Source organism: Cryobacterium melibiosiphilum, assembly GCF_003602235.1.
GTDB classification, from domain to species: domain Bacteria; phylum Actinomycetota; class Actinomycetes; order Actinomycetales; family Microbacteriaceae; genus Cryobacterium; species Cryobacterium melibiosiphilum.
In genome coordinates, this window is record NZ_QZVS01000090.1 from 1 (window position 1) to 21,808 (window position 21,808).

Sequence of the window (21,808 nt, forward strand, 5' to 3'; positions counted from 1 at the left end):
CCGTTGCCGTTGTTCACCGACACCCACACCCCCGCGTTGCCGAACCCGACGATATCCGCCCGGCCATCCCCGGTCAGATCCGCCAGGAACCGCGGATGCCGCTCCACCCGCCAGCCCCCGGCGTCGTAGGCGAAGTTGTCGACGACTTTCACCGGTCTCTGGAAGGTGCCGTTGCGGTTGCTGCGGGAGGCCCACACGCCGGCCGTGCCGAAGCCCACGATGTCGGCGGCACCGTCGCCGGTCACGTCGGCCAGCACCCGTGGATGCTTCTCCACCCGCCACCCCCCGGCGTCATAACCGAAGTTGGCCACGGCGAAGATGGGGTGGCTGACCGCGCGGAACGCATTGATGCGACCACGGCCCAGCATGCCGACGAAGCCGGGGTTGCTGGAATCGATGTTGTCACAGGTGGCCTGCAGCACGTCACGCACCTGGGCATTGGTGAGAAAGCGGTGCCTCGACCAGATCAGGGCGGCGACCCCGGCCACGTGCGGGGAGGCCATCGACGTTCCGTCCAGGAACCCGAAGGTGTCATTCGGCATGGTGGACCAGATGTTCACCCCGGGGGCCGACACGTCGACGTTGCCGCCGAAGTTGGAGAATGAGGCCCGCCGGTCACTCTGGTCCAGGGCAGCGACCGCGATGACCTCGGGGTAGACACCCGGGAACTGCGGCGTGATGTCGGTGTTGGTGTTCGCATTGCCCGCGGCGAAGACCACGACGACGTTCTGCGCAACGGCGTTCTGGATGGCGGTGCGCACGCCGGCGTGGTCACCGTTCATGCGCCAGCTGCAGTTGATGACGTAGCTCCGGGCCGGGTTCGCCACCGCGTGTGCAGCGACGAAGTTGATCGCATCGGCGCGGTTTTGGTTCATGCCCGTTTGCAGGTCGATCCGCAGCGGCATCAGCCGGCACCCGGGAGCCACGCCCAGCACACCGACGGTGTTGTCGGCCGCCGCGATGGTGCCGCAGACGTGGGTGCCGTGGCCGTCGACGTCGTCCGGAACGGGGTCGCCCGCATCGGCGAAGTCCCAGTCTTCGGCGCCGCGGGGCAGGAAGTTCGCGGCCAGGTCGGGGTGATCCAGATCTGCGCCGGTGTCGATCACGGCGATGATCACGTTGGGGTCGCCGCGGGTGATCTCCCAGGCCTCGGTGGCATCGATATCGGCGTCGGCCCGGCCGGCGACACCGTTGACGACCTGGGCTGTGTTGTGCAGCCCCCACAGTCGAGGAAAATCGGTGTCGTTGGGGATGTAGGCGAGGGCGCTGTTGAAACTCACCTCGCTCGGTTCGGCAAACACGACGTCGGCCCGCTCCGCAAACGCCCGCACGCTTTCGAAGAGTGCCCCTCCCCGGGGGACCGCGACCGTGTAGTAGCCCGGAGTGCGCTGCACGATCACGATCTCACTGCCCAGGTGACGGATGGCGGCCTCGGCCTGTTCCGGCGTGACACCGGCCGCAAACTGCACGGTGAGTTCGTCCGGCAGGAAGTAGCGTGAGGCGCCGTGCTCATCGATCAGCACGGGCATGGCGTTCGCGATCTCGGGTCTCTCCGCGAGGGAACGCTCGGCGGCGGCGCGATCCTGTCCCGGCCGAACGTAGACCGCGGCGAATCCGCGGTTGAGGTTGACGCCCTGGCTGACGGAGAGCACGGGGCCCGCGCGCACGATGTCCCGCACGGTGTCCTCGTTCGCGCTGCCCTCGAAGGTGACCATTTCCTCATCGGTCTTCGGAGTGAACGCGAGCTGTCTGCCGCTCGTCTTGTCGACGTAGCTGAAGTTGCTGTCCCCGCGCACCGCGGGACGTACGATGTCCATTCTCGTCTCCAGTCTCTACTGGTGGAGCAAGAGACGACTGCGTGTGCGCTCCACCGACGACCCGCAGCGGTTCGACGGCGGCACCGGGCGGCACTACCCACGAACCCTGCCAGCCTGCTCCGGAGACCGTTACGGGCGTGTTACCCGAGTCAGCGCTGCCAACGTCAGCCGAGGGCGAGGAAGCCGTCGAAGACGAGCTCGGCGGGCCCGGAGAGGCTCACGTGTTCGCCGTCTTCGGTGGCGAACATGCGCACGCCGAGCACACCGCCGGGAACCTCGATGCGCCATTGGTTCGGGGCGCCGGGGCCGGCCCAGTGCCGCGTCGCGAGGGCTGCCGCCGCAGCGCCCGTTCCGCAGGAGAGGGTCTCGCCGCTGCCACGTTCGTGCACGCGCATTCGGAACCGGCCGACCCCGTTGACCACGAGCGGGTCGTGCGGCACGACAAATTCGACGTTGGTGCCGCCGACCGGTTCCGGGTCGAGTTGCGGGATGTAGGTGAGGTCGGCGTCATCGAGTTCGCTGTCGTCGGCGAGGGCGACGACAACGTGCGGGTTACCCACATTAATGCCGACACTCGGCCGTGACACGGCCAGGTTCTTGGTGCGCACCAGTGGGCCGGTCGCGTCGAGCTTCCAGCGGCCGAGGTCGACCTGGAACCCGCTCGCGTTGCGCTGCACGTCGCGCACGCCGCCACGGGTACCGATGACGAGGGTGTCTCCCGGGTCGAGCGTCGCGAGCTTGTTCTCGATCAGGAACCGGGCATACACACGGATGCCGTTGCCGCACATCTCCGACACGGTTCCGTCAGCGTTCCAGTAGTCCATGAACCACTCGGCCTGCTCGTCTTCGGCGAGGGCTGCGGCGCCGGCGTCGAGCTTGGTGGACCGCACCGCGCGGATGATGCCGTCACCGCCCACCCCGAACTTGCGGTCGCACACCAGCCGAATCTGCTCGGGGGTGAGGTTCACGAGTCCGTCGGGGTCGGCGAACAGCACAAAATCGTTGCCGGTGCCGTGCCCCTTGGTGAAGTTCAGATCAATGCCCATAGGCCCAGTTTAGGCGGCGCCCCTGACGCCCTGTCAGCCGCCGCCTCAGCGAACGTGCAGCGCCTTCGGGGTCAGTACGGCCGCGTCGACCAGGTGCACGGCCTGGGCAAGACGATCGGGGGCCAGGGCGTCGATCCAGCGGGTGTCGACCGCGCGTTTGAACCAGCTCACCTGGCGGCGCGCGTAGCGGCGGGTCAGCTGCTGGGTCGCCTCGATCGCCTCGGCGCGGCTCAGGGTGCCGGTGACCTCGCCGAGGGCCTGCGCGTAGCCGATGGCCCGGCTGGCCGTGACGCCGTCTTCGAGTCCGAGGTGCCGCAAGGCGTCGACTTCGTCGACGAGCCCGGCAGCCCACATCCGATCGACTCGGGCGTCGAGCCGCGGGGTGAGCTGCTCGCGCGGCATCCGCAGCCCGAGGGTGAGTGCGGGCATCCAATACACCGGTTCGTCGGGCAGGGCGGCGAGATGCGGCCCGCCGGTGAGCTGCACGATCTCGAGGGCGCGCACGAGCCGGCGTCCGTTACTGGCACCGATGCGGGTGGCCGCGCCGGGGTCGACGACCTTGAGCCGGGCATACATGACGCCGGGGCCGTGAGCGGTGAGGTCCGCCTCGAGCTCGGCGCGCAGCTCCGGATCGGTTCCGGGAAACTGAAAGTCGAAGACGACCGACGAGATGTAGAGTCCCGATCCGCCGACCAGGATCGGTACCGCGCCGCGGTCGACGATGTCGCTGATCGCGGCGCGCGCGTCGCGCTGGTAATTCGCGACGGTCGCCTCGTCGGTCACGTCGAGCACGTCGAGCAGGTGATGACGGATGCCCCGCCGCTCCCCGGTCGCCAGTTTGGCCGTTCCGATGTCCATGCCCCGATAGAGCTGCATCGCGTCGGCGTTGACGATCTCGACCTCACGGCCGGTTGCCCGGAGGTGCTCGGCGACGTCGAGCGAGAGCTCGGACTTGCCGGTGCCGGTCGGCCCGACGATCACGATCAGCTGCGCCGCGGCCGGTTCGTGCGCCCGTTCGTTCGCCGGTTCGTTCGCTGATTCGCTCGCTGGTTCGCTCACCCGTGTGCTCCCGTCGGGCACGCGGTCAACGTTCTCCATCGGTCACGTCGTAGATCGGGATGGTGGCGCCCTGCGGCGGTCCCACCCGCAGCGAGGGCAGGCCGAGGTTCACCGGGCCCGATGCGGCGGCGCTGCCGCCGTGGCTGTGACCTGACGGCACGCCGCAGGATTCGGCCTCGGCGCGGTCCCAGGCATCGCCGGCCCGGGTTGCCCGGATGGCGAGCGGCGCCTGATCCGCGGAGTCCGCGATCAGGTGGTACGGGTGCGCTTCGGTGATCGTGACGGTCACCATGTCACCCGGCCGGGGCCGTGCCGAGCCGACCGGCACGTCGAAGTGCACGAGACGACTGTCGGGTGCGCGGCCGCTCATGCGCTGGGTGTCGGCGTCTTTACGGCCTTCACCGTTCGCGACGAGCAGTTCGACGGAGCGACCGATCAGGGCCTGGTTCTCTTCGAAGGAGATGCGGTCCTGCAGGGCGGCGAGACGCTCGTAACGCTCCTGCACGACGGCCTTGGGTACTTGGTCGGGCATCGTCGCGGCGGGCGTGCCCGGGCGGATCGAGTACTGGAAGGTGTACGCGGTGGCGAAGCGGGCGGCCTCAACAACGCGCAGGGTCTCCTGAAAGTCTTCCTCGGTCTCGCCGGGGAAACCCACGATGATGTCCGTACTGATCGCCGCGTCGGGCATCTGCGCGCGCACCCGCTCGAGGATTCCGAGGAACTTGGTCGACCGGTAGGAGCGGCGCATGGCCTTCAGCACCCGGTCGGAGCCGGACTGCAGCGGCATGTGCAGCTGCGGCATCACGGCCGGGGTCTCGGCCATGGCGTCGATCACGTCGTCGGTGAAGGCAGCGGGGTGCGGGCTGGTGAAACGGATGCGCTCCAGGCCCGGAATCTGTCCGGCCGCGCGCAGCAGCTTGCCGAAGGCGAGCCGGTCACCGAACTCGACACCGTAGGAGTTGACGTTCTGGCCGAGCAGGGTGACCTCGATGGCGCCGTCGTCGACGAGCGCCTGGATTTCGGCGAGGATTTCGCCCGGCCGGCGGTCTTTCTCCTTGCCGCGCAGGGCGGGCACGATGCAGAAGGTGCAGGTGTTGTTGCAGCCGACCGAGATGGAGACCCAGCCGCTGTAGCTGGAGTCCCGTTTGGTCGGCAGAGTCGAGGGGAACGTCTCGAGGGATTCGAGGATCTCGAGCTGGGCCTCACCGTTGTGGCGGGCGCGTTCCAGCAAGCTCGGCAACGACCCCATGTTGTGGGTGCCGAAGACGACATCGACCCAGGGCGCCTTCTCCAGGATCGTGTTTTTGTCTTTCTGGGCGAGGCACCCGCCGACGGCGATCTGCATGCCCTCGTGCTTGCGCTTCACCGAGGCGAGGTAACCTAGGTTGCCGTAGAGCTTGTTGTCGGCGTTTTCGCGCACCGCACAGGTGTTGATCACCACGATGTCGGCTTCGCCGCCGTTCGCCGAGACGTAGCCGGCCGCTTCGAGCGACCCGCTCAGGCGTTCGGAGTCGTGCACGTTCATCTGGCAGCCGAAGGTGCGCACCTCATAGGTGCGGGCCTGACCCGCCGCATCAACGGATGCGGCGGATCGGGTGATCACGGTCGGTGCCTCGGCCGAAACCAACGATGTGTGCGTGGGGGAAAAGGTAGTGCTGCTCATAGTGACTCGAGCTTACGCGAGCAAGGTGGGAGTCCGGCCGTTACTGAAAGCGCACCGGTGACCGTGAGGACGATGTCGACCCTCCTCCGCGCGATTCCAGGGCCGCCGCGATGGCGGTCCGGCAGATGTCGGAGCTGTAGCCCTTGCGCTGCAGGAATGCCGACAGCCGCCGCTTGATGGTGGTCTCGTCGAAGCGTTCCAGCTGGCCGATGCGTTTGGTGGCGATGTCGATGGCGCGTTCGGTTTCATCGTCGGGAAGTTCTTCGAGGGCCGCGGCGATCACGTCGGGGTCGACCCCCCGTCGGCGCAATTCTGCTCCGACGCCGGTGCGGCCGAGGCCCTTACGTTCACCGTGGCTGTGCAGCACCTGTTCGGCGAGCTTCTGCTCATCGATGTAGTGCAGGTCGGTGAACCGGGCGATGATCTCTTCGATGTCGTCGCGGCCGAGTTCGGTGCCGCGCAGCACCTCGAGCGCCTCTTTCGTCGACAGGGAACGGCCGTGCAGCCGGTGCATGAGCACCTTCTCGGCGCGGTCTTTCTCCCCCGATGACTCGTTCTCATCAGTCTCATCGTCGTCGCGCTCAACCCGGTCGGTGCTGGTCGGACCACTCGGCCCCGCGGCCGCTCCGACGTCGACAACCTCATCGCCCTCGGCGTCTTCGGCGTCTTCGACCGCACGCAGCTTTCTCGTAAACGGGGTGGCCTCCGTGGAGCGTTCCGCGATCGGGGAACGACGCTTCATTCCCGGCGTCGCGCCGGGCAGGTAGGCGACCGGCGCGACCGGCGCCGCGTCACCGTTGGCGCCCTGCTCGTCGGACTCGACGAAGTGCACCATTAGGCGCTCTTGCGGGCGGTCGCCTTGACCGGCACCGCGTCGCCGTCGACGGCAGCGGATGCCGCCGCAACGGCGGCCGCTTCTTCGGCGGCTTTCGCCGCTGCCTCGGCCGCAGCCTTCTCGGCGGCCTTGGCGGCGATGCCCTCCGGTCCGACGCCGAGCTTGATGAGGATCTTGCGCTCGATCTCGTTGGCCATGTCGGGGTTGCGCAGCAGGAAGTTGCGCGAGTTCTCCTTGCCCTGGCCCAGCTGGTCGCCGTCGTAGGTGTACCAGGCTCCGGATTTCTTCACGATGCCCTGGTCGACTCCGAAGTCGATCAGGCTGCCCTCGCGGGAGATACCGATGCCGTACATGATGTCGAACTCGGCCTGCTTGAAAGGCGGCGCCATCTTGTTCTTGACGACCTTGACCCGGGTGCGGTTTCCGATCGCCTCGGTGCCGTCTTTCAGGGTCTCAATGCGACGGATGTCCAGGCGCACCGACGCGTAGAACTTGAGGGCTTTACCACCGGAGGTGGTCTCGGGGCTTCCGAAGAAGACACCGATCTTTTCGCGCAGCTGGTTGATGAAGATCATGGTGGTATTGGTCTGGCTGAGGCCACCGGTGAGCTTGCGGAGGGCTTGGGACATGAGGCGGGCCTGGAGGCCGACGTGGGAGTCACCCATCTCGCCTTCGATCTCGGCGCGCGGCACGAGAGCGGCGACCGAGTCGACGACGATGAGGTCGATGGAACCGCTTCGCACGAGCATGTCGGCGATTTCGAGGGCCTGCTCACCGGTGTCGGGCTGGGAGACCAGCAGCGCGTCAATGTCAACGCCGAGCTTCTTGGCGTATTCGGGATCGAGGGCGTGCTCCGCGTCGATAAAGGCGGCGATTCCACCGTTCTTCTGCGCGTTGGCGATCGCGTGCAGGGTGAGCGTGGTCTTACCGGAGGATTCCGGTCCGTAGATCTCCACAATGCGACCACGGGGCAGCCCGCCTATGCCCAGGGCGACGTCCAGGGCGACCGAACCGGTCGAAATCGTTTCGACGGGGGCGCGTTCGTCGCTGCCGAGTCGCATGACGGACCCCTTGCCAAACTGGCGGTCGATCTGGGCGAGTGCGGTTTCGAGTGCTTTTTCGCGGTTGGCGTTCGATGCCATGGTTTTCTCCTCTGGTCGTGCGTCGTAACGCACGTCTGGGTGGTGCATTGTGTCGCCTATAGGCTGTCGTCGCGCCCGTCGGGAAGACCCCGGGGTGCGCTTTCGACAAGGCAGTTATGCGCTCTGTGCTGACGAAACCGACTGTACGCCGAGCCTCCGACACTGGCCGGAAGCACGGCGAAAAGTGGAAACTCCGCCCGAAAAGAGTGCTGTGGAGGAGCCTAGCAAGAACCGAACAGATTTTCGAGCAAGACACCGCGCTCAGAGACGGCGTGTCGAAAGCTTTAAGGCGACTGAATGGGTCGCGCTGCGCGGGTCGCGCTGCAAGAGTCGCGCTGCAAGGGTCGCGCGGCGGGAGCCTACTGGGGGGCGGGAAGTCCGGCGCCGTACCAGCGGTGGGGCGGGACGTCCGTCTCGGCGCACAGCGCCAGCCAGACATCGCGCGCCGGAACCCCGCCGGCGAGGGCCTCATCGGCCGTGCGCCCGCCGAGCGGGGTCAATACCAGGTCACGCGTGAGCACACGGCCGTATGAGTCGCCGAATTCGTGCGCAAGAGCACGACGGAATTCACTCAGTCTCATGGTTGAAAATGGGCCGAATCGTTGGTGCGGAGTAATGGATGGTTAGCGGACCATGAGGTCGGCATCGAAGTTCGCGACGAATTCGTCGGGAACCGTGTCGGGGAACGGATCGATCCCCTCGATGACGGCCAGTCTGTCGCCAACCTCGCGCATGATCACCGAGATGGGAGTCTCGAGTGCTTCTGCCACGGAGGCCAGAATCTCTGACGAGGCTTCTTTCTGGCCCCGTTCAACCTCACTCAAATAGCCAAGGGCCACGCTCGCTTTACTCGCGACCTGACGAAGGGTTCGGCCCTTTTGCAGGCGGAAGTCCCTCAGCACATCGCCGATTTCCTGACGAACAAGAATCATCGGAACCTCCTTCATTTGCCTGTCATCTACCGGATACTGCTGTGCGGATGCTTGATGCTACAGCATCCGTCTCACACTAGGACACTACCGATTTCGACTGGGCTTTGCTTGTGAATACGCACGATGTAACCCGACCGTAACGGGATCTATTCCGGGTCGTCACGGGCTATCAGGTCACGCACAGCCTCGACCGCGCGGCGCACGGTCTCGGCGCGGACGGCGTCCCGGTCACCCGTGAGGTGCAGCGGAATGGCCCAGGAGCCCGTGCCCTTGGCCAGCCCGATGAACACCGTGCCGGGTTCGAGGCCGTCCTGCGCGAACGGTCCCGCGACTCCGGTGGTGGACACGCCGACTTCGGCGCGACGTCCGCCAACGGCGAGATGGGTGCGCACGCCGATTGCCATCTGCTTGGCGACATCGGGGTGAACCGGGCCGTGCACGTTGAGAATGCTGCTGTCGACCCCCAGCAGGGTGCGCTTCAGCTCGGTGTTGTAGGACACCAGGGCGCCATTGACGACCTTCGACGCTCCGGGGATGCGAATCAGTTCGGCTGCGAGCAGGCCGCCAGTGAGGGACTCAGCTACGGCAATGGTGAGATTGCGCGCGGTGAGTTCGTGGACGAGGGCCTCGGTGGCGTCATCACGTATGTCATCAACGGGAGCGAGAACCGCGGGAACAGCAGGAACGGTGGGATCAAGCACGGCGGAATCAGGCACTGCGTCGTCTCTGACGGGCTTCACGCGCGGCGGCGGCGAGGTAGTCCAGGCCGCTGAGCACGGTCAGTACCAGGGCGACGGCCATCGTGATCGTGTTGATGATGTTGATGGCGCCGGCGGCGGATTCGAAGACCTGGTTGAAGGGCAGCAGGGCGAGCGAGATCGACACGGACTGTGCGATGGTCTTGAGCTTGCCGCCGCGGGAGGCCGGGATAACCCGGTCACGCAGCATCACGAAGCGGAAGACGGTGATACCGATCTCGCGCACGAGGATGACGATGGTCACCCACCAGGGCAGCTCCAACAGGATCGACAGGCAGACGAGCGCTCCGCCGGTGAGCACCTTGTCGGCGATCGGATCGAGGATCTTGCCGAGGTCGGTCACGAGGTTGTGCTTGCGCGCGATGGCACCGTCGATGCCGTCCGTTGCGATGGCGATGATGAAGACGATCGCGGCCGCCCAGCGCAGGCCGCTGTCGGGGTCGGCGGCCAGCAGCATCCAGATGAAAATCGGAGCGAGCAGGATACGTACCACGGTGATCAGGTTGGGCAGGTTCCAGTTGCTCGGTCGAACGACCGGAATGGAGGGTGTAGCCATGAAAGTTAGTCCCTGTCGGTCAGTTGCCAGGCGTCCTCATCGGCGGGGCCGTCCTCTTCAGGATACCCCTCCGACATTTTCTGCACCGGATCGTCGGCGTAGCGGGCGTCGGGTGCATCGTATGGGACGTCGGGTGCGGGAGTGGCCGCCGTCTTGGCGTGCTGTTCCTCGTCGGAGCCGCGCAGGCGTGCCAGGACGGCCGGCAGCTGTTCGGCCGAGACGAGCACGTCGCGGGCCTTCGAACCCTCGGACGGGCCGACGATCTCCCGGGATTCGAGCAGGTCCATGAGCCGTCCGGCCTTGGCGAAGCCGACCCGAAGCTTGCGCTGCAGCATCGAGGTTGACCCGAACTGGGTCGACACGACGAGTTCCGCGGCGGCGAGCAGCACTTCGAGGTCGTCGCCGATGTCGGAGTCGATCTCCTTGCGGGGGGCGACCATCGCGACATCCGGTCGGTAATCGGGCCGTGCCTGCTGCGTGACGTGCTTGACGACACGTTCGATCTCAGCCTCGGTCACCCAGGCGCCCTGCACGCGAATGGCCTTGGAGGCCCCCATCGGCAGGAACAGGGCGTCGCCCTGGCCGATGAGCTTGTCGGCGCCGGGCTGGTCGAGGATGACCCGGGAGTCCGTGACGCTCGTCACGGCGAAGGCCAGGCGTGAGGGCACGTTGGCCTTGATCAGGCCGGTGACGACGTCGACGCTGGGGCGCTGGGTGGCCAGCACGAGGTGGATTCCCGAGGCGCGGGCGAGCTGGGTGATGCGCACGATGGAATCTTCGACGTCGCGCGGGGCGACCATCATGAGGTCGGCGAGCTCGTCGACGACCACGAGGAGGTAGGGGTACGGCTTGAGCTTGCGGGCGCTGCCCGGCGGCAGGATGATCTCATTTCCGACGACGGCCTTGTTGAAGTCGTCGATGTGGCGGAAGCCGAAGCTGGCCAGGTCGTCGTAGCGCATGTCCATCTCCTTCACGACCCACTGCAGCGCTTCGGCTGCTTTCTTGGCGTTCGTGATGATGGGGGTGATCAGGTGCGGCACTCCGGCGTAGGCGGCGAGCTCGACCCGCTTCGGGTCGATGAGCACCATGCGCACGTCGCTCGGCTTGGAGCGCATGAGCAGGCTCGTGATCATGGAGTTCACAAAGCTCGACTTGCCCGAGCCGGTCGACCCGGCCACGAGCAGGTGGGGCATCTTGGCCAGGTTCGCGATGACGAACCCGCCGCCCACGTCTTTGCCGACGCCGATGGTCATCGGGTGCGTGCTGTTGGTCGCGGTGCTGGAGCGCAGGACGTCACCGAGGGTGACGATCTCGCGGTCGGTGTTGGGGATTTCGATGCCAATGGCGCTCTTGCCGGGGATCGGCGAGAGGATGCGCACCTCGTTCGACGCGACGGCGTAGGAGAGGTTGCGGCTGAGGGCCGTGACCCGCTCGACCTTGACGCCCGGGCCGAGTTCGATTTCGTATTGGGTGACCGTGGGGCCGCGGGAGAATCCGGTGACCTTCGCGTCGACAGAGAACTGGGTCAACACCTCGGTGATCGATTTGACGACCTCGTCGTTGGCCGCCGAGCGGGCCTTTGCGGGCGGGCCGGCGGTGAGGGTATTGGCGGCCGGCACGACGTAGGGCACGTTGGGTTCGACGAGGGGCGGCAGCCCGGTCCCCCCGGAACCGGTTGCTGGGTCGTCGTCGATCGGGAGCTCGTCGCTCGGCGGGTGGAAGCCCGGCAGCACCTCGGTGAGGCCGGCGGGGTCGTCGGAGTGCAGCCCGGTGCTTGAGCCACGAGACAGGTCCAGGTCGCCGGTGAACCGCTTCACGGCTTCTTCGGCGCGGTGCAGGTCTTCGAGCACCTCGGTGCCGTCGTGGTCCTGGGAGGCGGGCGCGATCGCGATCGCGATCGGGCCTACCGGCGCCGGAACCGGGGCATCCGCTGCCGCAGTCGACTCGATTGCGGAGGCGAAGCTGCCCTCTTTGTCGCCGTGCAGCAACGTGCTGAGCGGATCGGGGCCGTCACCGTCGGCGCCGCGCGCGTCGGGGTCTTCTTCGCGGTTGCTCGCGTTGCGGCGCCACCAGGGCAGCAGGCTCGGATCACCATCGCCTTCGCCGTCGACTCCGTCGAGTTCGACCTGCACGGACTTCTCGTGGGCGCGTTCGAGCTGTGCCTCTTTCTTGGCGGCGCGTTCCTCGTCGTCGAGCAGTGGAGCGCCGAACAGCCAGGCGTAGAGTTCGCGCAGGCGTCGGCCGATGCGGTTCGGCGGGGTCTTCGTGATGATGAACAGGCTCAGCGTCAGCAGCAGGATGACCACGATGGATGCCCCCACCGGCGTGATCAGGGCGATCAGCGGCGCCGCGATCATCCAGCCGAGAACACCGCCGGACAGGGCGAGTACGTCGATGCCCTCGCTGGGTTCGGGGCGCACGCCGAAGATGTGGCAGAGCCCGGAGATGGTCACGAGCAGCACCGAGAGGCCGATGCCGACGCGGCCGTTGTCGTGCACGGAGCTGGGCTTGCGGAACAGCCAGATCGCGAAGAGCAGCAGCACGACGGGCAGCACGAAGGCGACGCGGCCGAAAAGCCCACCGAAGGTGTAGGCGTCGAGGTTGGCTGCGACCGGGTTGTCGATGAGGAACCACTCGACGATGGCGCCGGTGATCGCCAGCAAGACGAGGAAGAACGGGAGACCGTCGCGGCGGTCGTCTTTGGCGAGGGTCTCGGGGCTGAGCGCGCGGGCTGCGCCCCCGGCTACGTGGGCCAGCGACATCCAGACGCGCACTCCGAGGTTCGGTTTCACCTCGGTCGCACTGAACTTGACGGTTTTCTGCGCGTCCGTGCGACTGGCGGACGTGCGGTTCGCGGCCGCTCGGGCGGCCGCAGCCTGCTGGCGTGCCGTCTTCTGCGCGTCGGTGCGGGGCGCAGACTTGCGCGCCGCAGCGCCACCCTCGGGTGTTCCGCGGCCACGACCGTTGGATTTTGTGCTCGTAGCCATGCGGTAACGCTACCAATCAGCACCGACATTGGTCGGCATCCCACGCCAGCGGCCCGAGACCGACGATTCGGGGCTCTAGTAGCGGATGGCGTCGATCACCTTGACGCGCACGGCCACGAGGGCGGGCACGAGCCCGGCCAAAGCCCCGACGACCGTGGCCGAGACCAGGCCGATGATGGCGGCCTCCACGGGAAACGCGGGAAAGTCAGTGACCTGGCCTTGGCTGATGAAATCCTCCACGAATGGATTCTTCACGATCAGCACCGCGGCGATGACCCCGACGATGCCGGCGACCACGGTCGCCACGACACTCTCCATCATCACCGCGAAGAATACTCGCCCCGCCGTGGCGCCGAAGCTGCGACGGATGCCGATCTCCCGTATCCGCTGCTTCAGGGTGACGAGGGCGATGTTCACGAGGCCCAGCGCGCCGAGCAGCAGCACCAGGCCGGCCACCCCTCCGACCAGGAGTTTCAGGGACAGGTAGGGGTCTTCCCCGCCCGTCCAGGAGGCATAGTCGGTGCGGTACACGTCGGCGGTGGCTCCGTCGCCGAGCGCCGCGGACACGTCGCGCTGCAGGGCGGCGATGATCGGGTCGGCCAGTTCCGGCGGCACCCAGAGCTCGTAGGTCGGCGGGCCGAAGTAGTTCGCGCCCCCGTCCAGGCCCGTCGGGGCCGCGTTGACCGGTGCGGCGAGCGCCGCGAGGGAATCGGCGAGCAGGTACATGGCCGGCTCCTGTTCCCAGCCCTGCGCGGGAAACACCCCCGTGATCACGGCGGTCGTATCCTGGTCGCCGAGCAGGGTGGTGGTGGGATGGGTGGCCAGGTCGGGCCGCCCCAGCCGGTCGTAGAAGATCGAGTTGACGAGAACCGCGGGAGCGAGTCGCTCGGCATCGGCCGCGGTGAACCATTCCCCCTCGCTCATCGTGACCCGGTGCATGGTGCCGTAGGGCACGTCGACGCCGGTGGTCGCGACGGATGCCGCGCCGTCGGCGAACTGCACCCGCTGGCTGGTCGTGGTGACCCGGCTGGCATAGGTGATGTCGTACCGCTCGAGGGCGGTCTGCCAGACGTCCGCCATGATCTCCGGCGCCGGTGCGGAGCCGTCGAACTTGCTCGCATAGACCTGGAGGCTCGCCGGTCGGCCACTCTGACGTTCGCTCTGTTCGATGGTGGCCTGCTGGGCGACCGCGCCGAGGCCGACGACGGTCGTGATGGCGCAGACGGCGACGGCAACGCCGATCAGGCTGAGCATGACGCGCGTCTTGTGGATGCGCACCTCCTGCCAGGCTTCGACGCAGGCGCCAACGATGTTGCTGAGCACGCGGTTCACGGGGTGCGTCCCGGTGTCAGCGCGAGGGCTGTCCTGGCGGGATCGGCTGAGAAATGGTCGGCCTGCAGCGCGCCGTGGTCGAGGCGCAGATGCCGCGTGGCGCGTGCGGCGATGGCGGGGTCGTGGGTGATCGTGACGAGAGCCGCACCCGAGGCGCGGGCGACGTCGTCGATCAGGTCCATCACCGCTTCCCCGGTTTCCAGGTCGAGGGCGCCGGTGGGTTCGTCAGCGAGGATCAGCCGCGGCCCGCGCACGAGGGAACGGGCGATCGCGACGCGCTGCTGCTCGCCGCCGGAGAGCCGGTCGGGCAGGGCCTGCAGGCGATGGCCGAGGCCGACTCGGTCGAGCATTTCACTCGCGATGCGGCTGCGCTGCCAGAATTGGCGTCCCTCGGCGTAGAGCAGCGGCGTCATCACGTTTTCGAGGGCGGTGCGGCCCTGCAGCAGGTTGAACTGCTGAAAGATGAAGCCCACGTCCCGCCCGCGCACACGATCACGTTCGGCGCCTGAGAACGACCGCACCGGCCGCCCGTCGAAGAGCAGCTCCCCGGTGGTCGGATTGTCGAGCAGGCCGAGCAGGTTCAACAGGGTGGTCTTGCCCGAACCCGACCGGCCGACGATCGAGACTCGGTCGCCGATGGCGACACGCAGGTTCACGCCGCTCAGAATGGTCAGCGGCGGCGCGTCAATGAGCTGCACGGTGCGGGTCACCGCGGTCAGCTCGAGCAGGGCTCGCTCCGGCGGAGGCTGATCGATCAGGCGTCGAGGTTCCGGGACGCCGTCAGCCGTCAGGTCACGCGTCAATGGAGCGACCCCATCACCATGCTGCAGTCCTCGCTGCCGTCGGGCAGGATTTCGCAGCCGTTGCTCGACTCGGCGCCGGGCACGAACTCGTTGATCACGTCGCCCTCGACCAGGCCCTCGAGTACCTGCACGCTCACGCCGTCGGTCATGCCGAGGGTGACGGTGCGTTCCTCGGCGAGCGCCTCGGTCCCGTCACCGGTTGAGCCGCCATCAGCGGTTTCCGTTTTGGTGCCGGTCGTATCGCTGCCGGTCGCGCCGTCCGTCGGGGCTCCCCCGGTGCTGACCCAGACGATGCCGCTGCCGGCGGTGCCCTGCACGGCCGTCGTCGGGATCACGAGCACGTTCTCGGCGAGGCCAGCCGCGATGGTGATCTCTGCGGCGAGGCCGGAGAACACCGTGACGCCGGCCGGAACGGCGCAGCTGACGGTCGTGGCGCTCGTCCCCGACGTGGTCGCGCCACTGTCGACGGTGTCGCCGCCGGCGGCGCCGGCCAGCGGGGTCGTGATCGACAGGCCCGTGCAGGTGAAGGGTGCCGGGCCGCCATCAATGGCCACGCTCGCCTCTGTCGGCCGGGACAGCAACCGGTATTGCTGTTCGGGGCTGAGCGATCCGCTCACCGAAAAGGTCGGCGGGGCGACCTGGCCGGTCGCGTCACCGATCGCGACGCTCTGGCCGTGGATCACGCTCAGCGCGCTGAGGGTTCCGGACGCGGGGGCGAGCACCTTCACGAACGTGACGACCGTCTTGGGCTGGGTGACGGTCACGAGACCCTCGGCATCCGTCTTTTCGACGGGGTCGGGGATTTTTTCGACGCGAATGTCGTAGAGCGGCGCGCCGGTGGCGACGGATGCACCGGCCGCCACGAACAGGTCGTCGACCGTGCCGACGACGGTCGCCTTGACGGTCACGGCCGGGTCGGCGTTGACCGTGGCGGGCAGCGTCACGTCGTTCGTGATGGTGCCGAGGCCGACCGTGATGGTCGGTTCGATGATGGCACCGGTCGGCTGGGCGGCATCCGTCGTCTCGGCGTTGTCAGGGAAGAAGGCGAGTTTGACCAGGCCGACCGCGATGACCGCGACGAGAACCAGCCGGAGAATCGGGAAAATCCATTTGCGTGCCACGTTCATCGACGCCCCCCACCGGCCGATCACCCGCTGATCAGCACATCACCCGACCCTAGCGGTCGGGGTGACTCGGCGTCTGACCCCTGTTCAGGGGCAGGATCAGCGCGTGGTGCCGGCGACCTTCGGCAGGGATCCGCCGGCGGCGGCGTTGCGGTCGGGACGGAAGTTGGTGAAGTCGGCACCGGGGATGTTGAGCACGCGGTCGATCTCCGCTTCGATCTGCGCAGCCTCGGACTCTTCGGGCCCGACGAGCGGCAGGCGAACCCGCGGGCTGCCGATGCGGCGCAGGCCGTGCAGGATGTACTTCACGGCGACAGTGCCGGGCACGTGGGTCATCACCGCGCGCACCAGGGGTTCGAGCTGCATGTGGGCGGCGGTGGCCGTCGTGAGGTCGCCACGGTTGACCGCGTCGACCATGTGGCGGTACGGCGTGGCCGTGATGTTGCCGGTGACGCCGATCAGGCCGGTGGCTCCGATGGACAGGGCGGGGAGGACGTTCGAGTCATCGCCGCAGAAGTACATCAGGTCGGTCTCGTTGAGCACGCGGCTGACCTGCGCGAAGTCACCCTTGGCGTCTTTCACGGCGAGGATGTTCGGGTGCTTGGCGGCGCGCAGGATCGTCTCGTAGGCGATCGCGACACCGGTGCGGCCCGGAATGTCATAGAGGATCACCGGAAGGTCGGTCGCGTCGGCGATCATGCGGAAGTGGGTGAGAATTCCGGCCTGGGTGGGCTTGTTGTAGTACGGGGTGACGATCATGTTGCCGTCGGCGCCGGCCTTCTCGCTCTGGCGGGCCAGCTGCATGGCGTGGGCGGTCTCGTTGGAGCCACCGCCGGTGATGATCTTGGCTCGACCGGCCGACACGCTCTTGCCGACCTCGACGAGGCGAATCTTCTCCGGGTCGGTCAGGGTCGAGGTCTCACCGGTCGTACCGGTGACCACGATGCCGTCGGCGCCGGCGTTGATGACGTCGTCAATGTGCTTTTCTACTCCGGGCCAGTCCACTTCGCCGTCGAAGGTGAAGGGCGTGACCAGTGCGACCAGCACCTGGCCAAAGGGATTCGTAGGAGTAGACACGTTTTCTAGGCTAGCGGTTCCCGTCCCCTGACAGGTTACGGGTGCCCGTTCGCGGCGCCAGGTTACGGACGACGCCTCACGGGGCGACGCGGCCGTTCGCGTTGAACGATTCGTAGGTCAGCGGCATCAGCGTGCGAAAGTGCTCTTCCATCTGTTCGGCACACATTTCGATCTCGCGCTGCGGGAACGACGGAAACTGGGTGCCCGCACGTTTGGTGCGCAGGCTCAGGAAATTCATCAGGGCGCGGGCGTTCAGGGTCACGTACATCGACGAGTAGATATTGAGCGGCAGCACGATGCGTGCGACCTCGCGGGCGACGCCGGCCTCGAGCATCCGCTGGTACGCCTCGTAGGAGTGGATCGCCGCGGCCCGGGTCTGCTGCTGCACGAGGGCGGTCTGGTCGGCGGAGCCGGGCAGAAAGTCGTAGGCGCCCGGTTTGCCCACCTGCAGCAGGTTGCGGTCGTTCGCGGGAACGTAGAACACCGGGTTCAACTCCCGGTACCGGCCCGATTCCTCGTTGTAGGACGCGATGCGGTGCCGCATGAACTCCCGGAACACGAAGATCGGTGCGCGCACGTAGAACGTCATCGAGTTGTGCTCGAAGGGCGAGCCGTGGCGGTCGCGCATGAGGTAGTTGATCAGGCCGCGGTCGCGTTTCAGGTCGGACTCGGTCGCGGCGCCGTCGAGCTGGTTCGCCTCGAGGGTCTGCTCCCCGAGCGTCGACACCCGGGCGGCGAAGAGCACGTCGGCGTCGTGGGCGCTCGAGCGCACTAATTCCACGGTCATGGTCGATCGAAACTCGATTTCAGGCACGCCCTACACTAACTGCTGGCCGTCGTCATCAGGGGTCATACACCGCTCATGAGGAAATGTCGGGGTAGCGTCGTCGTATGGAAACCCTCCCGGCCGCGGCCCTCGTACTGGCCCTGATCGGCGCGAGCACCGCACTCGGCCTCGTCTGGCGTGCCCGGCAGGGCCGGGTGCGTGCCGCCGGTGGCAGTGAGGTCATCCGCCCAGCGGATGTGGACGCATCCGTCGCCTTCGGCGACCGGGCCACGCTGCTGCAGTTCTCCACCGAGTTCTGCGCTCGCTGCCCGGGCACCCGTCGCCTGCTTGGTGAGGCAGCGGATGCCCGCCCCGGCGTCACGCACGTCGACGTCGACCTCACCCACCGCGCCGACCTGGCGACGCGCTTCAACATCCTGCAGACGCCGACCACGCTGATTCTCGACGGGACCGGGCGCGTGCGCGCCCGCGTCGGCGGCGCTCCGCACCGGTCAGAGATCGCCCGGCAGCTCGACGAGCTGACGGTGGATGCCCGTCCGCCCGCTCCCCTCTCACCCCTTCGGAGTCGCAATGTCCCTTCCCGGTAGCCCGGCCACGGCACGCCCCCCGCGCGGAGCGATCGACCCGCGCGGCCCACGTTTCGGGGCCGCCCTGACCGCGACCCTGCTGCTGGCCGTGCTGTTCTTGTCGCTGGTCGGGGCATCCGTCGCCGCCCTCGTGCTGCTCGGCGGCCTCGTGGGGCTCTTCGCGTGGGGCGCCTTCGCGGGCATCGGCCGACACCCCTTCGGGTTGCTGTTCAAGCGTGTGGTGCGGCCGCGGCTCGCCCCGCCCGCGCATCTTGAAGACCCCGCCGCGCCCACGTTCGCCCAGAGCGTGGGCCTCGCCGTGACCCTGGCCGGCGTCATTCTGGGCCTCGCCGGGGTGCCATACGCGGTCGGCATCGCGGCCGCACTGGCCTTCGTCGCCGCGTTCCTCAACGCGGCGTTCGACTACTGCCTGGGGTGCCAGATCTACCTGCTGCTCGTGCGCGCCGGCGTTCTCGGCCGCGGCAAGCGAGGCCTGGCAGCCTGAGGCGTGGAGCGGTCATTCAGGCCATTCCCAGACAACAGTCCTCGCCGAGTCAGACCCGACGGATAGGGTGGAACTCCACAACAGGAGGTAACACCATGGCACTCACCAGCGAAGCCACCACCGTATGGTCCGGCGATCTCCCCACCGGCAGCGGCACCGTCAGCCTCGATTCCTCACACGCCGCTGAACTCCCCGTGAACTGGAAGGCCCGCGCCGAAGGCGTCGCGAACACCTCCAACCCCGAAGAACTGCTCGGCGCCGCGCACTCCGCCTGCTTCTCCATGGCCCTCGCCAACGCCCTCGGCGCCGCGGGCCACACCCCCGAGAACATCCAGACCACCGCTGCCGTCACCTTTTCGGCCGGCACCGGCGTCATCGGCAGCCACCTGCTCGTCAGCGCTCGTGTTCCCGGCATCACCGAGGCCGAGTTCGAGGCGTTCGCCGAAGACGCCAAGGCCAACTGCCCGATCTCGAAGGCCCTCGCCGGCATCCCCATCACCATTGAGGCCGAACTCGCCTAGGCGAGTATTTTTATGCGCGTTCTGATTGCCGGAGCCTCCGGCCTGATCGGCACCGAACTGTCCCGCCAGCTCGGAGCGGCCGGCCACACGGCCGTGCGCCTCGTGAGGCGCGAACCTCTCGGCCGCAACGAGTTTCGCTGGGACCCCGCGGCCCTCGTGCTCGACCCCGCGGTACTCGATGACATCGACGCCATCGTCAACCTCTCGGGCGCCTCGCTCGCCCGGCTGCCCTGGACCCTCTCCTACCGCAAAGAGATCCTGCGCTCGCGGGTGCAGGCCACGCGCACACTGACGGATGCCCTCCGCCACTCGGCCGAACGACCCGGAGTCACCCCGCCCGGGATTCTGCTGAACGGGTCCGCCGTGGGAATCTACGGCGACCGTCCCGGTGAAGAGCTCACCGAAGGCTCCGCCCCCGCCCACGATTTTCTGGCCGAGGTCGTCACGGCCTGGGAACGCGAGGCGGCACTCGCCCCCGACGGTACCCGGGTCGTGAACCTGCGCACCGGACTGGTGATCGCTGCCAGCGGGGCGCTGAAGCCCGTGCTGCCGCTGACGAAGCTCGGCCTCGCCGGGCCGCTCGGCGCCGGCACCCAGCACTGGCCGTGGATCAGCCTGCACGATGAGGCCGCCGCAATCGTGCACCTGCTGGGGTCGACCCTGACCGGACCGGTCAACCTGGTCGGGCCCACCCCGGCAACGGCGAACGACGTGATGGGAGCGCTCGCGACCGCTCTCAACCGGCCGTTCCGGCTCGCGGTACCCGAGCGTGTCCTGACACTGCTGCTGCAGGATGCCGCCCGGGAGCTGCTGCTGGCCGACCAGCGGGTCAGTTCGGCGCGGCTCGTCGCCGACGGCTTCACGTTCACCCATCGGACGTCCACCGAGGCCGTCGGCTGGATGCTCGCCCAGCGCTGACTCCGCCCTCGAAGCGCCGATGAGAGACCTCTGCGCCCGAAAACTGCTCGTGCGCGTGGCCTGCCAAGCGCACGAGCAGTTTTGCGGCGCACCACCCAAGGACGACGTGTTTTCAGACGCAGGTGCCGGTTCGGGCGCACGTGTTTGCGGAGGCTGGATGTCCCTGTCGTTTCCGGGGCGCTGGTGCGGGTGGGGCGCAAACCGGCGAACGCGTCAGAGCCAGTCGCGACGGATGACGCGGGTCGTCCTCACGGGCACAAGCCCGGCATCCGTCAGCAGGCGCAGCAGTCGCGCCGGGTCGACGAGGTCCTTCCACACGGCACGCACCACACGGTATCCCAGCGCCCGCAGCCGATCTTCCCGCAGCTTTTCGAGCACCACAATCTGGTCGGCGGAAAGCCCGTGCCGGTACCGCGCGTCCAGGTACTTGGTCTGACCGTCGAACTCCAGGATCACCCTGTCGAGCCGCCAGGTGAAATCGGCGAACCCGATCAGGCCGTCCGCATCGCGGAATTCCACCTGCAACTCCGGGTCGCCCAAGCCCAACTCGGAAAGGATGATGCGGCACAGGGATTCCCCCACGGATTCGGACAACGGCGTGCTCGCGTCCAGAACCGCGAGAACTCGCCGAAGCCCGCGGAACGGGGACATGAGCTCGATCAACGCGCTCACGTCGGCGCGGGTGGTGAGCGGCCGCCGGGTGCGGCGGTCTCTGTGCAGGGCTGCATCCATCACGACGACGGCGACTTCGAAATCCGCATGCGCGGCGATATCGACGACCGTGCGCGCCGGAGTCGTCATGGTCAACGCACCCATCATGGTGACGGGCACGTCTCTGAGCCCGACGGTGTGGGCGAGGACGACGGTAGTCGACCGGCCACCGTCGGCGCATTCCTTCAGCACGTGGGCCCGGTCGGGCCAGCGCCCGAGCACGGGGAGCCCGAGCAGGGCTGCGGCGGTTTGGTGGGAAAAGACCAGACCGGGCCCGGCCAGCCTCTCGGCGACGGTGGCGAGCAGCCGGTGTCGATCGGCGTTGACGAGCGGATCCCACAGCACCCGGTCGAGATAGACCCCGTGTTTGACCCGCACGAGCATGCCGCGTTGGGCGGCACGGCTGAGGCGGGTGTCATCCTGCCCGAGCGCCCCCAGGTCGCAGGCGAATATCAGGGATTGGCGGGCGAGGTCAAGAGGGTCCATGCCGGCAACAGTGGCAGTGGACAGCCATCTCTGGGGAGGATTTGGCGTATCTGTGGACAGCTTTCTGCATGGTGAGGCTCGTAGGGGATGTCTCGGCACCGGTGGATGCAGGGCAGGCGGGGCTCTGCGCCGGTTGTGCGCCGGCCAATTGCTCGTGCGTGCGAAACCCGCACCGGGTGGCGC

Annotated in this window: 21 protein-coding genes; 4 read left to right on the forward strand and 17 right to left on the reverse strand. The window is 67.6% G+C overall.

Going from position 1 to position 21,808, the window contains the following annotated elements:
- The 16 genes from D6T64_RS14700 to thyX form a co-directional block, all read right to left on the reverse strand.
- Positions 1-1,817, reverse strand: a 1,817-nt coding sequence (locus D6T64_RS14700; RefSeq protein ID WP_147364580.1) for a S8 family serine peptidase, incomplete at its 3' end; no start/stop codon positions are given.
- A 164-nt stretch (positions 1,818-1,981) separates the two neighbouring features.
- Entirely contained in the window at positions 1,982-2,863 is an 882-nt protein-coding gene (dapF, locus tag D6T64_RS14705; protein ID WP_119975438.1) for a diaminopimelate epimerase, read from the reverse strand.
- A 45-nt stretch (positions 2,864-2,908) separates the two neighbouring features.
- On the reverse strand, positions 2,909-3,922 hold the full coding sequence (miaA, locus tag D6T64_RS14710; RefSeq protein ID WP_377010547.1) for a tRNA (adenosine(37)-N6)-dimethylallyltransferase MiaA: 1,014 nt from the start codon (positions 3,920-3,922) through the stop codon (positions 2,909-2,911).
- 25 nt (positions 3,923-3,947) lie between these two features.
- Positions 3,948-5,585: a tRNA (N6-isopentenyl adenosine(37)-C2)-methylthiotransferase MiaB gene (miaB, locus tag D6T64_RS14715; RefSeq protein ID WP_119975440.1), complete on the reverse strand. Its 1,638-nt coding sequence runs from the start codon at positions 5,583-5,585 to the stop codon at positions 3,948-3,950.
- Positions 5,586-5,625: 40 nt separating this feature from the next.
- Positions 5,626-6,420, reverse strand: coding sequence for a regulatory protein RecX (locus tag D6T64_RS14720; RefSeq protein WP_119975441.1), 795 nt, complete (start codon positions 6,418-6,420; stop codon positions 5,626-5,628).
- Entirely contained in the window at positions 6,420-7,562 is a 1,143-nt protein-coding gene (gene recA / locus D6T64_RS14725) for a recombinase RecA (RefSeq protein ID WP_119975442.1), read from the reverse strand. Before recA ends, D6T64_RS14720 begins: the two co-directional genes overlap by 1 nt.
- A 359-nt stretch (positions 7,563-7,921) precedes the next feature.
- Positions 7,922-8,143, reverse strand: a complete 222-nt coding sequence (locus D6T64_RS14730) for a DUF3046 domain-containing protein (RefSeq protein ID WP_119975443.1) — start codon at positions 8,141-8,143, stop codon at positions 7,922-7,924.
- Positions 8,144-8,185: 42 nt separating this feature from the next.
- Entirely contained in the window at positions 8,186-8,494 is a 309-nt protein-coding gene (locus D6T64_RS14735) for a helix-turn-helix domain-containing protein (RefSeq protein WP_119975548.1), read from the reverse strand.
- Positions 8,495-8,640: 146 nt separating this feature from the next.
- Positions 8,641-9,210 (reverse strand): CinA family protein, encoded by a 570-nt coding sequence (locus D6T64_RS14740; RefSeq protein WP_325049803.1) that lies wholly within the window; start codon positions 9,208-9,210, stop codon positions 8,641-8,643.
- A complete protein-coding gene (gene pgsA / locus D6T64_RS14745; RefSeq protein WP_119975444.1) occupies positions 9,203-9,808 on the reverse strand; it encodes a CDP-diacylglycerol--glycerol-3-phosphate 3-phosphatidyltransferase in 606 nt (201 codons plus the stop codon). Before pgsA ends, D6T64_RS14740 begins: the two co-directional genes overlap by 8 nt.
- Before the next feature lie 5 nt (positions 9,809-9,813).
- On the reverse strand, positions 9,814-12,795 hold the full coding sequence (locus tag D6T64_RS14750) for an FtsK/SpoIIIE family DNA translocase (protein WP_119975445.1): 2,982 nt from the start codon (positions 12,793-12,795) through the stop codon (positions 9,814-9,816).
- 75 nt (positions 12,796-12,870) lie between these two features.
- Positions 12,871-14,127: an ABC transporter permease gene (locus tag D6T64_RS14755; RefSeq protein WP_233551206.1), complete on the reverse strand. Its 1,257-nt coding sequence runs from the start codon at positions 14,125-14,127 to the stop codon at positions 12,871-12,873.
- Positions 14,124-14,855, reverse strand: a complete 732-nt coding sequence (locus tag D6T64_RS14760; protein WP_119975551.1) for an ABC transporter ATP-binding protein — start codon at positions 14,853-14,855, stop codon at positions 14,124-14,126. The genes D6T64_RS14755 and D6T64_RS14760 overlap by 4 nt, the downstream gene beginning before the upstream one ends.
- A gap of 71 nt (positions 14,856-14,926) precedes the next feature.
- The gene (locus D6T64_RS14765; protein ID WP_147364581.1) at positions 14,927-16,057 is read right to left on the reverse strand and encodes an efflux RND transporter periplasmic adaptor subunit; all 1,131 of its coding nucleotides are present in this window, start codon (positions 16,055-16,057) and stop codon (positions 14,927-14,929) included.
- Between the two features lie 96 nt (positions 16,058-16,153).
- Positions 16,154-17,131, reverse strand: coding sequence for a 4-hydroxy-tetrahydrodipicolinate synthase (gene dapA, locus D6T64_RS14770; RefSeq protein ID WP_119975447.1), 978 nt, complete (start codon positions 17,129-17,131; stop codon positions 16,154-16,156).
- Positions 17,132-17,207: 76 nt separating this feature from the next.
- Positions 17,208-17,918: an FAD-dependent thymidylate synthase gene (gene thyX / locus D6T64_RS14775; protein WP_233551208.1), complete on the reverse strand. Its 711-nt coding sequence runs from the start codon at positions 17,916-17,918 to the stop codon at positions 17,208-17,210.
- A gap of 104 nt (positions 17,919-18,022) precedes the next feature.
- Here thyX and D6T64_RS14780 point away from each other — a divergent pair, with 104 nt between their 5' ends.
- The 4 genes from D6T64_RS14780 to D6T64_RS14795 all read left to right on the forward strand — a co-directional run bounded on the left by D6T64_RS14780 (position 18,023) and on the right by D6T64_RS14795 (position 20,428).
- On the forward strand, positions 18,023-18,505 hold the full coding sequence (locus tag D6T64_RS14780; protein WP_119975449.1) for a TlpA family protein disulfide reductase: 483 nt from the start codon (positions 18,023-18,025) through the stop codon (positions 18,503-18,505).
- On the forward strand, positions 18,489-18,989 hold the full coding sequence (locus tag D6T64_RS14785; RefSeq protein WP_119975450.1) for a DUF4395 domain-containing protein: 501 nt from the start codon (positions 18,489-18,491) through the stop codon (positions 18,987-18,989). Before D6T64_RS14780 ends, D6T64_RS14785 begins: the two co-directional genes overlap by 17 nt.
- A gap of 95 nt (positions 18,990-19,084) precedes the next feature.
- On the forward strand, positions 19,085-19,510 hold the full coding sequence (locus D6T64_RS14790; protein ID WP_119975451.1) for an OsmC family peroxiredoxin: 426 nt from the start codon (positions 19,085-19,087) through the stop codon (positions 19,508-19,510).
- 12 nt (positions 19,511-19,522) lie between these two features.
- Entirely contained in the window at positions 19,523-20,428 is a 906-nt protein-coding gene (locus tag D6T64_RS14795; protein WP_119975452.1) for a TIGR01777 family oxidoreductase, read from the forward strand.
- 213 nt (positions 20,429-20,641) lie between these two features.
- Here D6T64_RS14795 and D6T64_RS14800 read toward each other — a convergent pair whose 3' ends face one another.
- Positions 20,642-21,625 (reverse strand): type IV toxin-antitoxin system AbiEi family antitoxin domain-containing protein, encoded by a 984-nt coding sequence (locus tag D6T64_RS14800; protein WP_119975453.1) that lies wholly within the window; start codon positions 21,623-21,625, stop codon positions 20,642-20,644.
- Positions 21,626-21,808: the final 183 nt, after the last annotated feature.

Coding starts and splice junctions, on each gene's coding strand:
- miaB (WP_119975440.1), bottom strand. CDS start 5,585: ATGAGCAGCACTACCTTTTCCCCCACGCACACATCGTTGGTTTCGGCC.
- thyX (WP_233551208.1), bottom strand. CDS start 17,918: ATGACCGTGGAATTAGTGCGCTCGAGCGCCCACGACGCCGACGTGCTC.
- D6T64_RS14800 (WP_119975453.1), bottom strand. CDS start 21,625: ATGGACCCTCTTGACCTCGCCCGCCAATCCCTGATATTCGCCTGCGAC.
- D6T64_RS14735 (WP_119975548.1), bottom strand. CDS start 8,494: ATGATTCTTGTTCGTCAGGAAATCGGCGATGTGCTGAGGGACTTCCGC.
- recA (WP_119975442.1), bottom strand. CDS start 7,562: ATGGCATCGAACGCCAACCGCGAAAAAGCACTCGAAACCGCACTCGCC.
- dapF (WP_119975438.1), bottom strand. CDS start 2,863: ATGGGCATTGATCTGAACTTCACCAAGGGGCACGGCACCGGCAACGAT.
- D6T64_RS14765 (WP_147364581.1), bottom strand. CDS start 16,057: ATGAACGTGGCACGCAAATGGATTTTCCCGATTCTCCGGCTGGTTCTC.
- D6T64_RS14730 (WP_119975443.1), bottom strand. CDS start 8,143: ATGAGACTGAGTGAATTCCGTCGTGCTCTTGCGCACGAATTCGGCGAC.
- D6T64_RS14795 (WP_119975452.1), top strand. CDS start 19,523: ATGCGCGTTCTGATTGCCGGAGCCTCCGGCCTGATCGGCACCGAACTG.
- D6T64_RS14780 (WP_119975449.1), top strand. CDS start 18,023: ATGGAAACCCTCCCGGCCGCGGCCCTCGTACTGGCCCTGATCGGCGCG.
- D6T64_RS14750 (WP_119975445.1), bottom strand. CDS start 12,795: ATGGCTACGAGCACAAAATCCAACGGTCGTGGCCGCGGAACACCCGAG.
- D6T64_RS14720 (WP_119975441.1), bottom strand. CDS start 6,420: ATGGTGCACTTCGTCGAGTCCGACGAGCAGGGCGCCAACGGTGACGCG.
- pgsA (WP_119975444.1), bottom strand. CDS start 9,808: ATGGCTACACCCTCCATTCCGGTCGTTCGACCGAGCAACTGGAACCTG.
- D6T64_RS14785 (WP_119975450.1), top strand. CDS start 18,489: ATGTCCCTTCCCGGTAGCCCGGCCACGGCACGCCCCCCGCGCGGAGCG.
- D6T64_RS14790 (WP_119975451.1), top strand. CDS start 19,085: ATGGCACTCACCAGCGAAGCCACCACCGTATGGTCCGGCGATCTCCCC.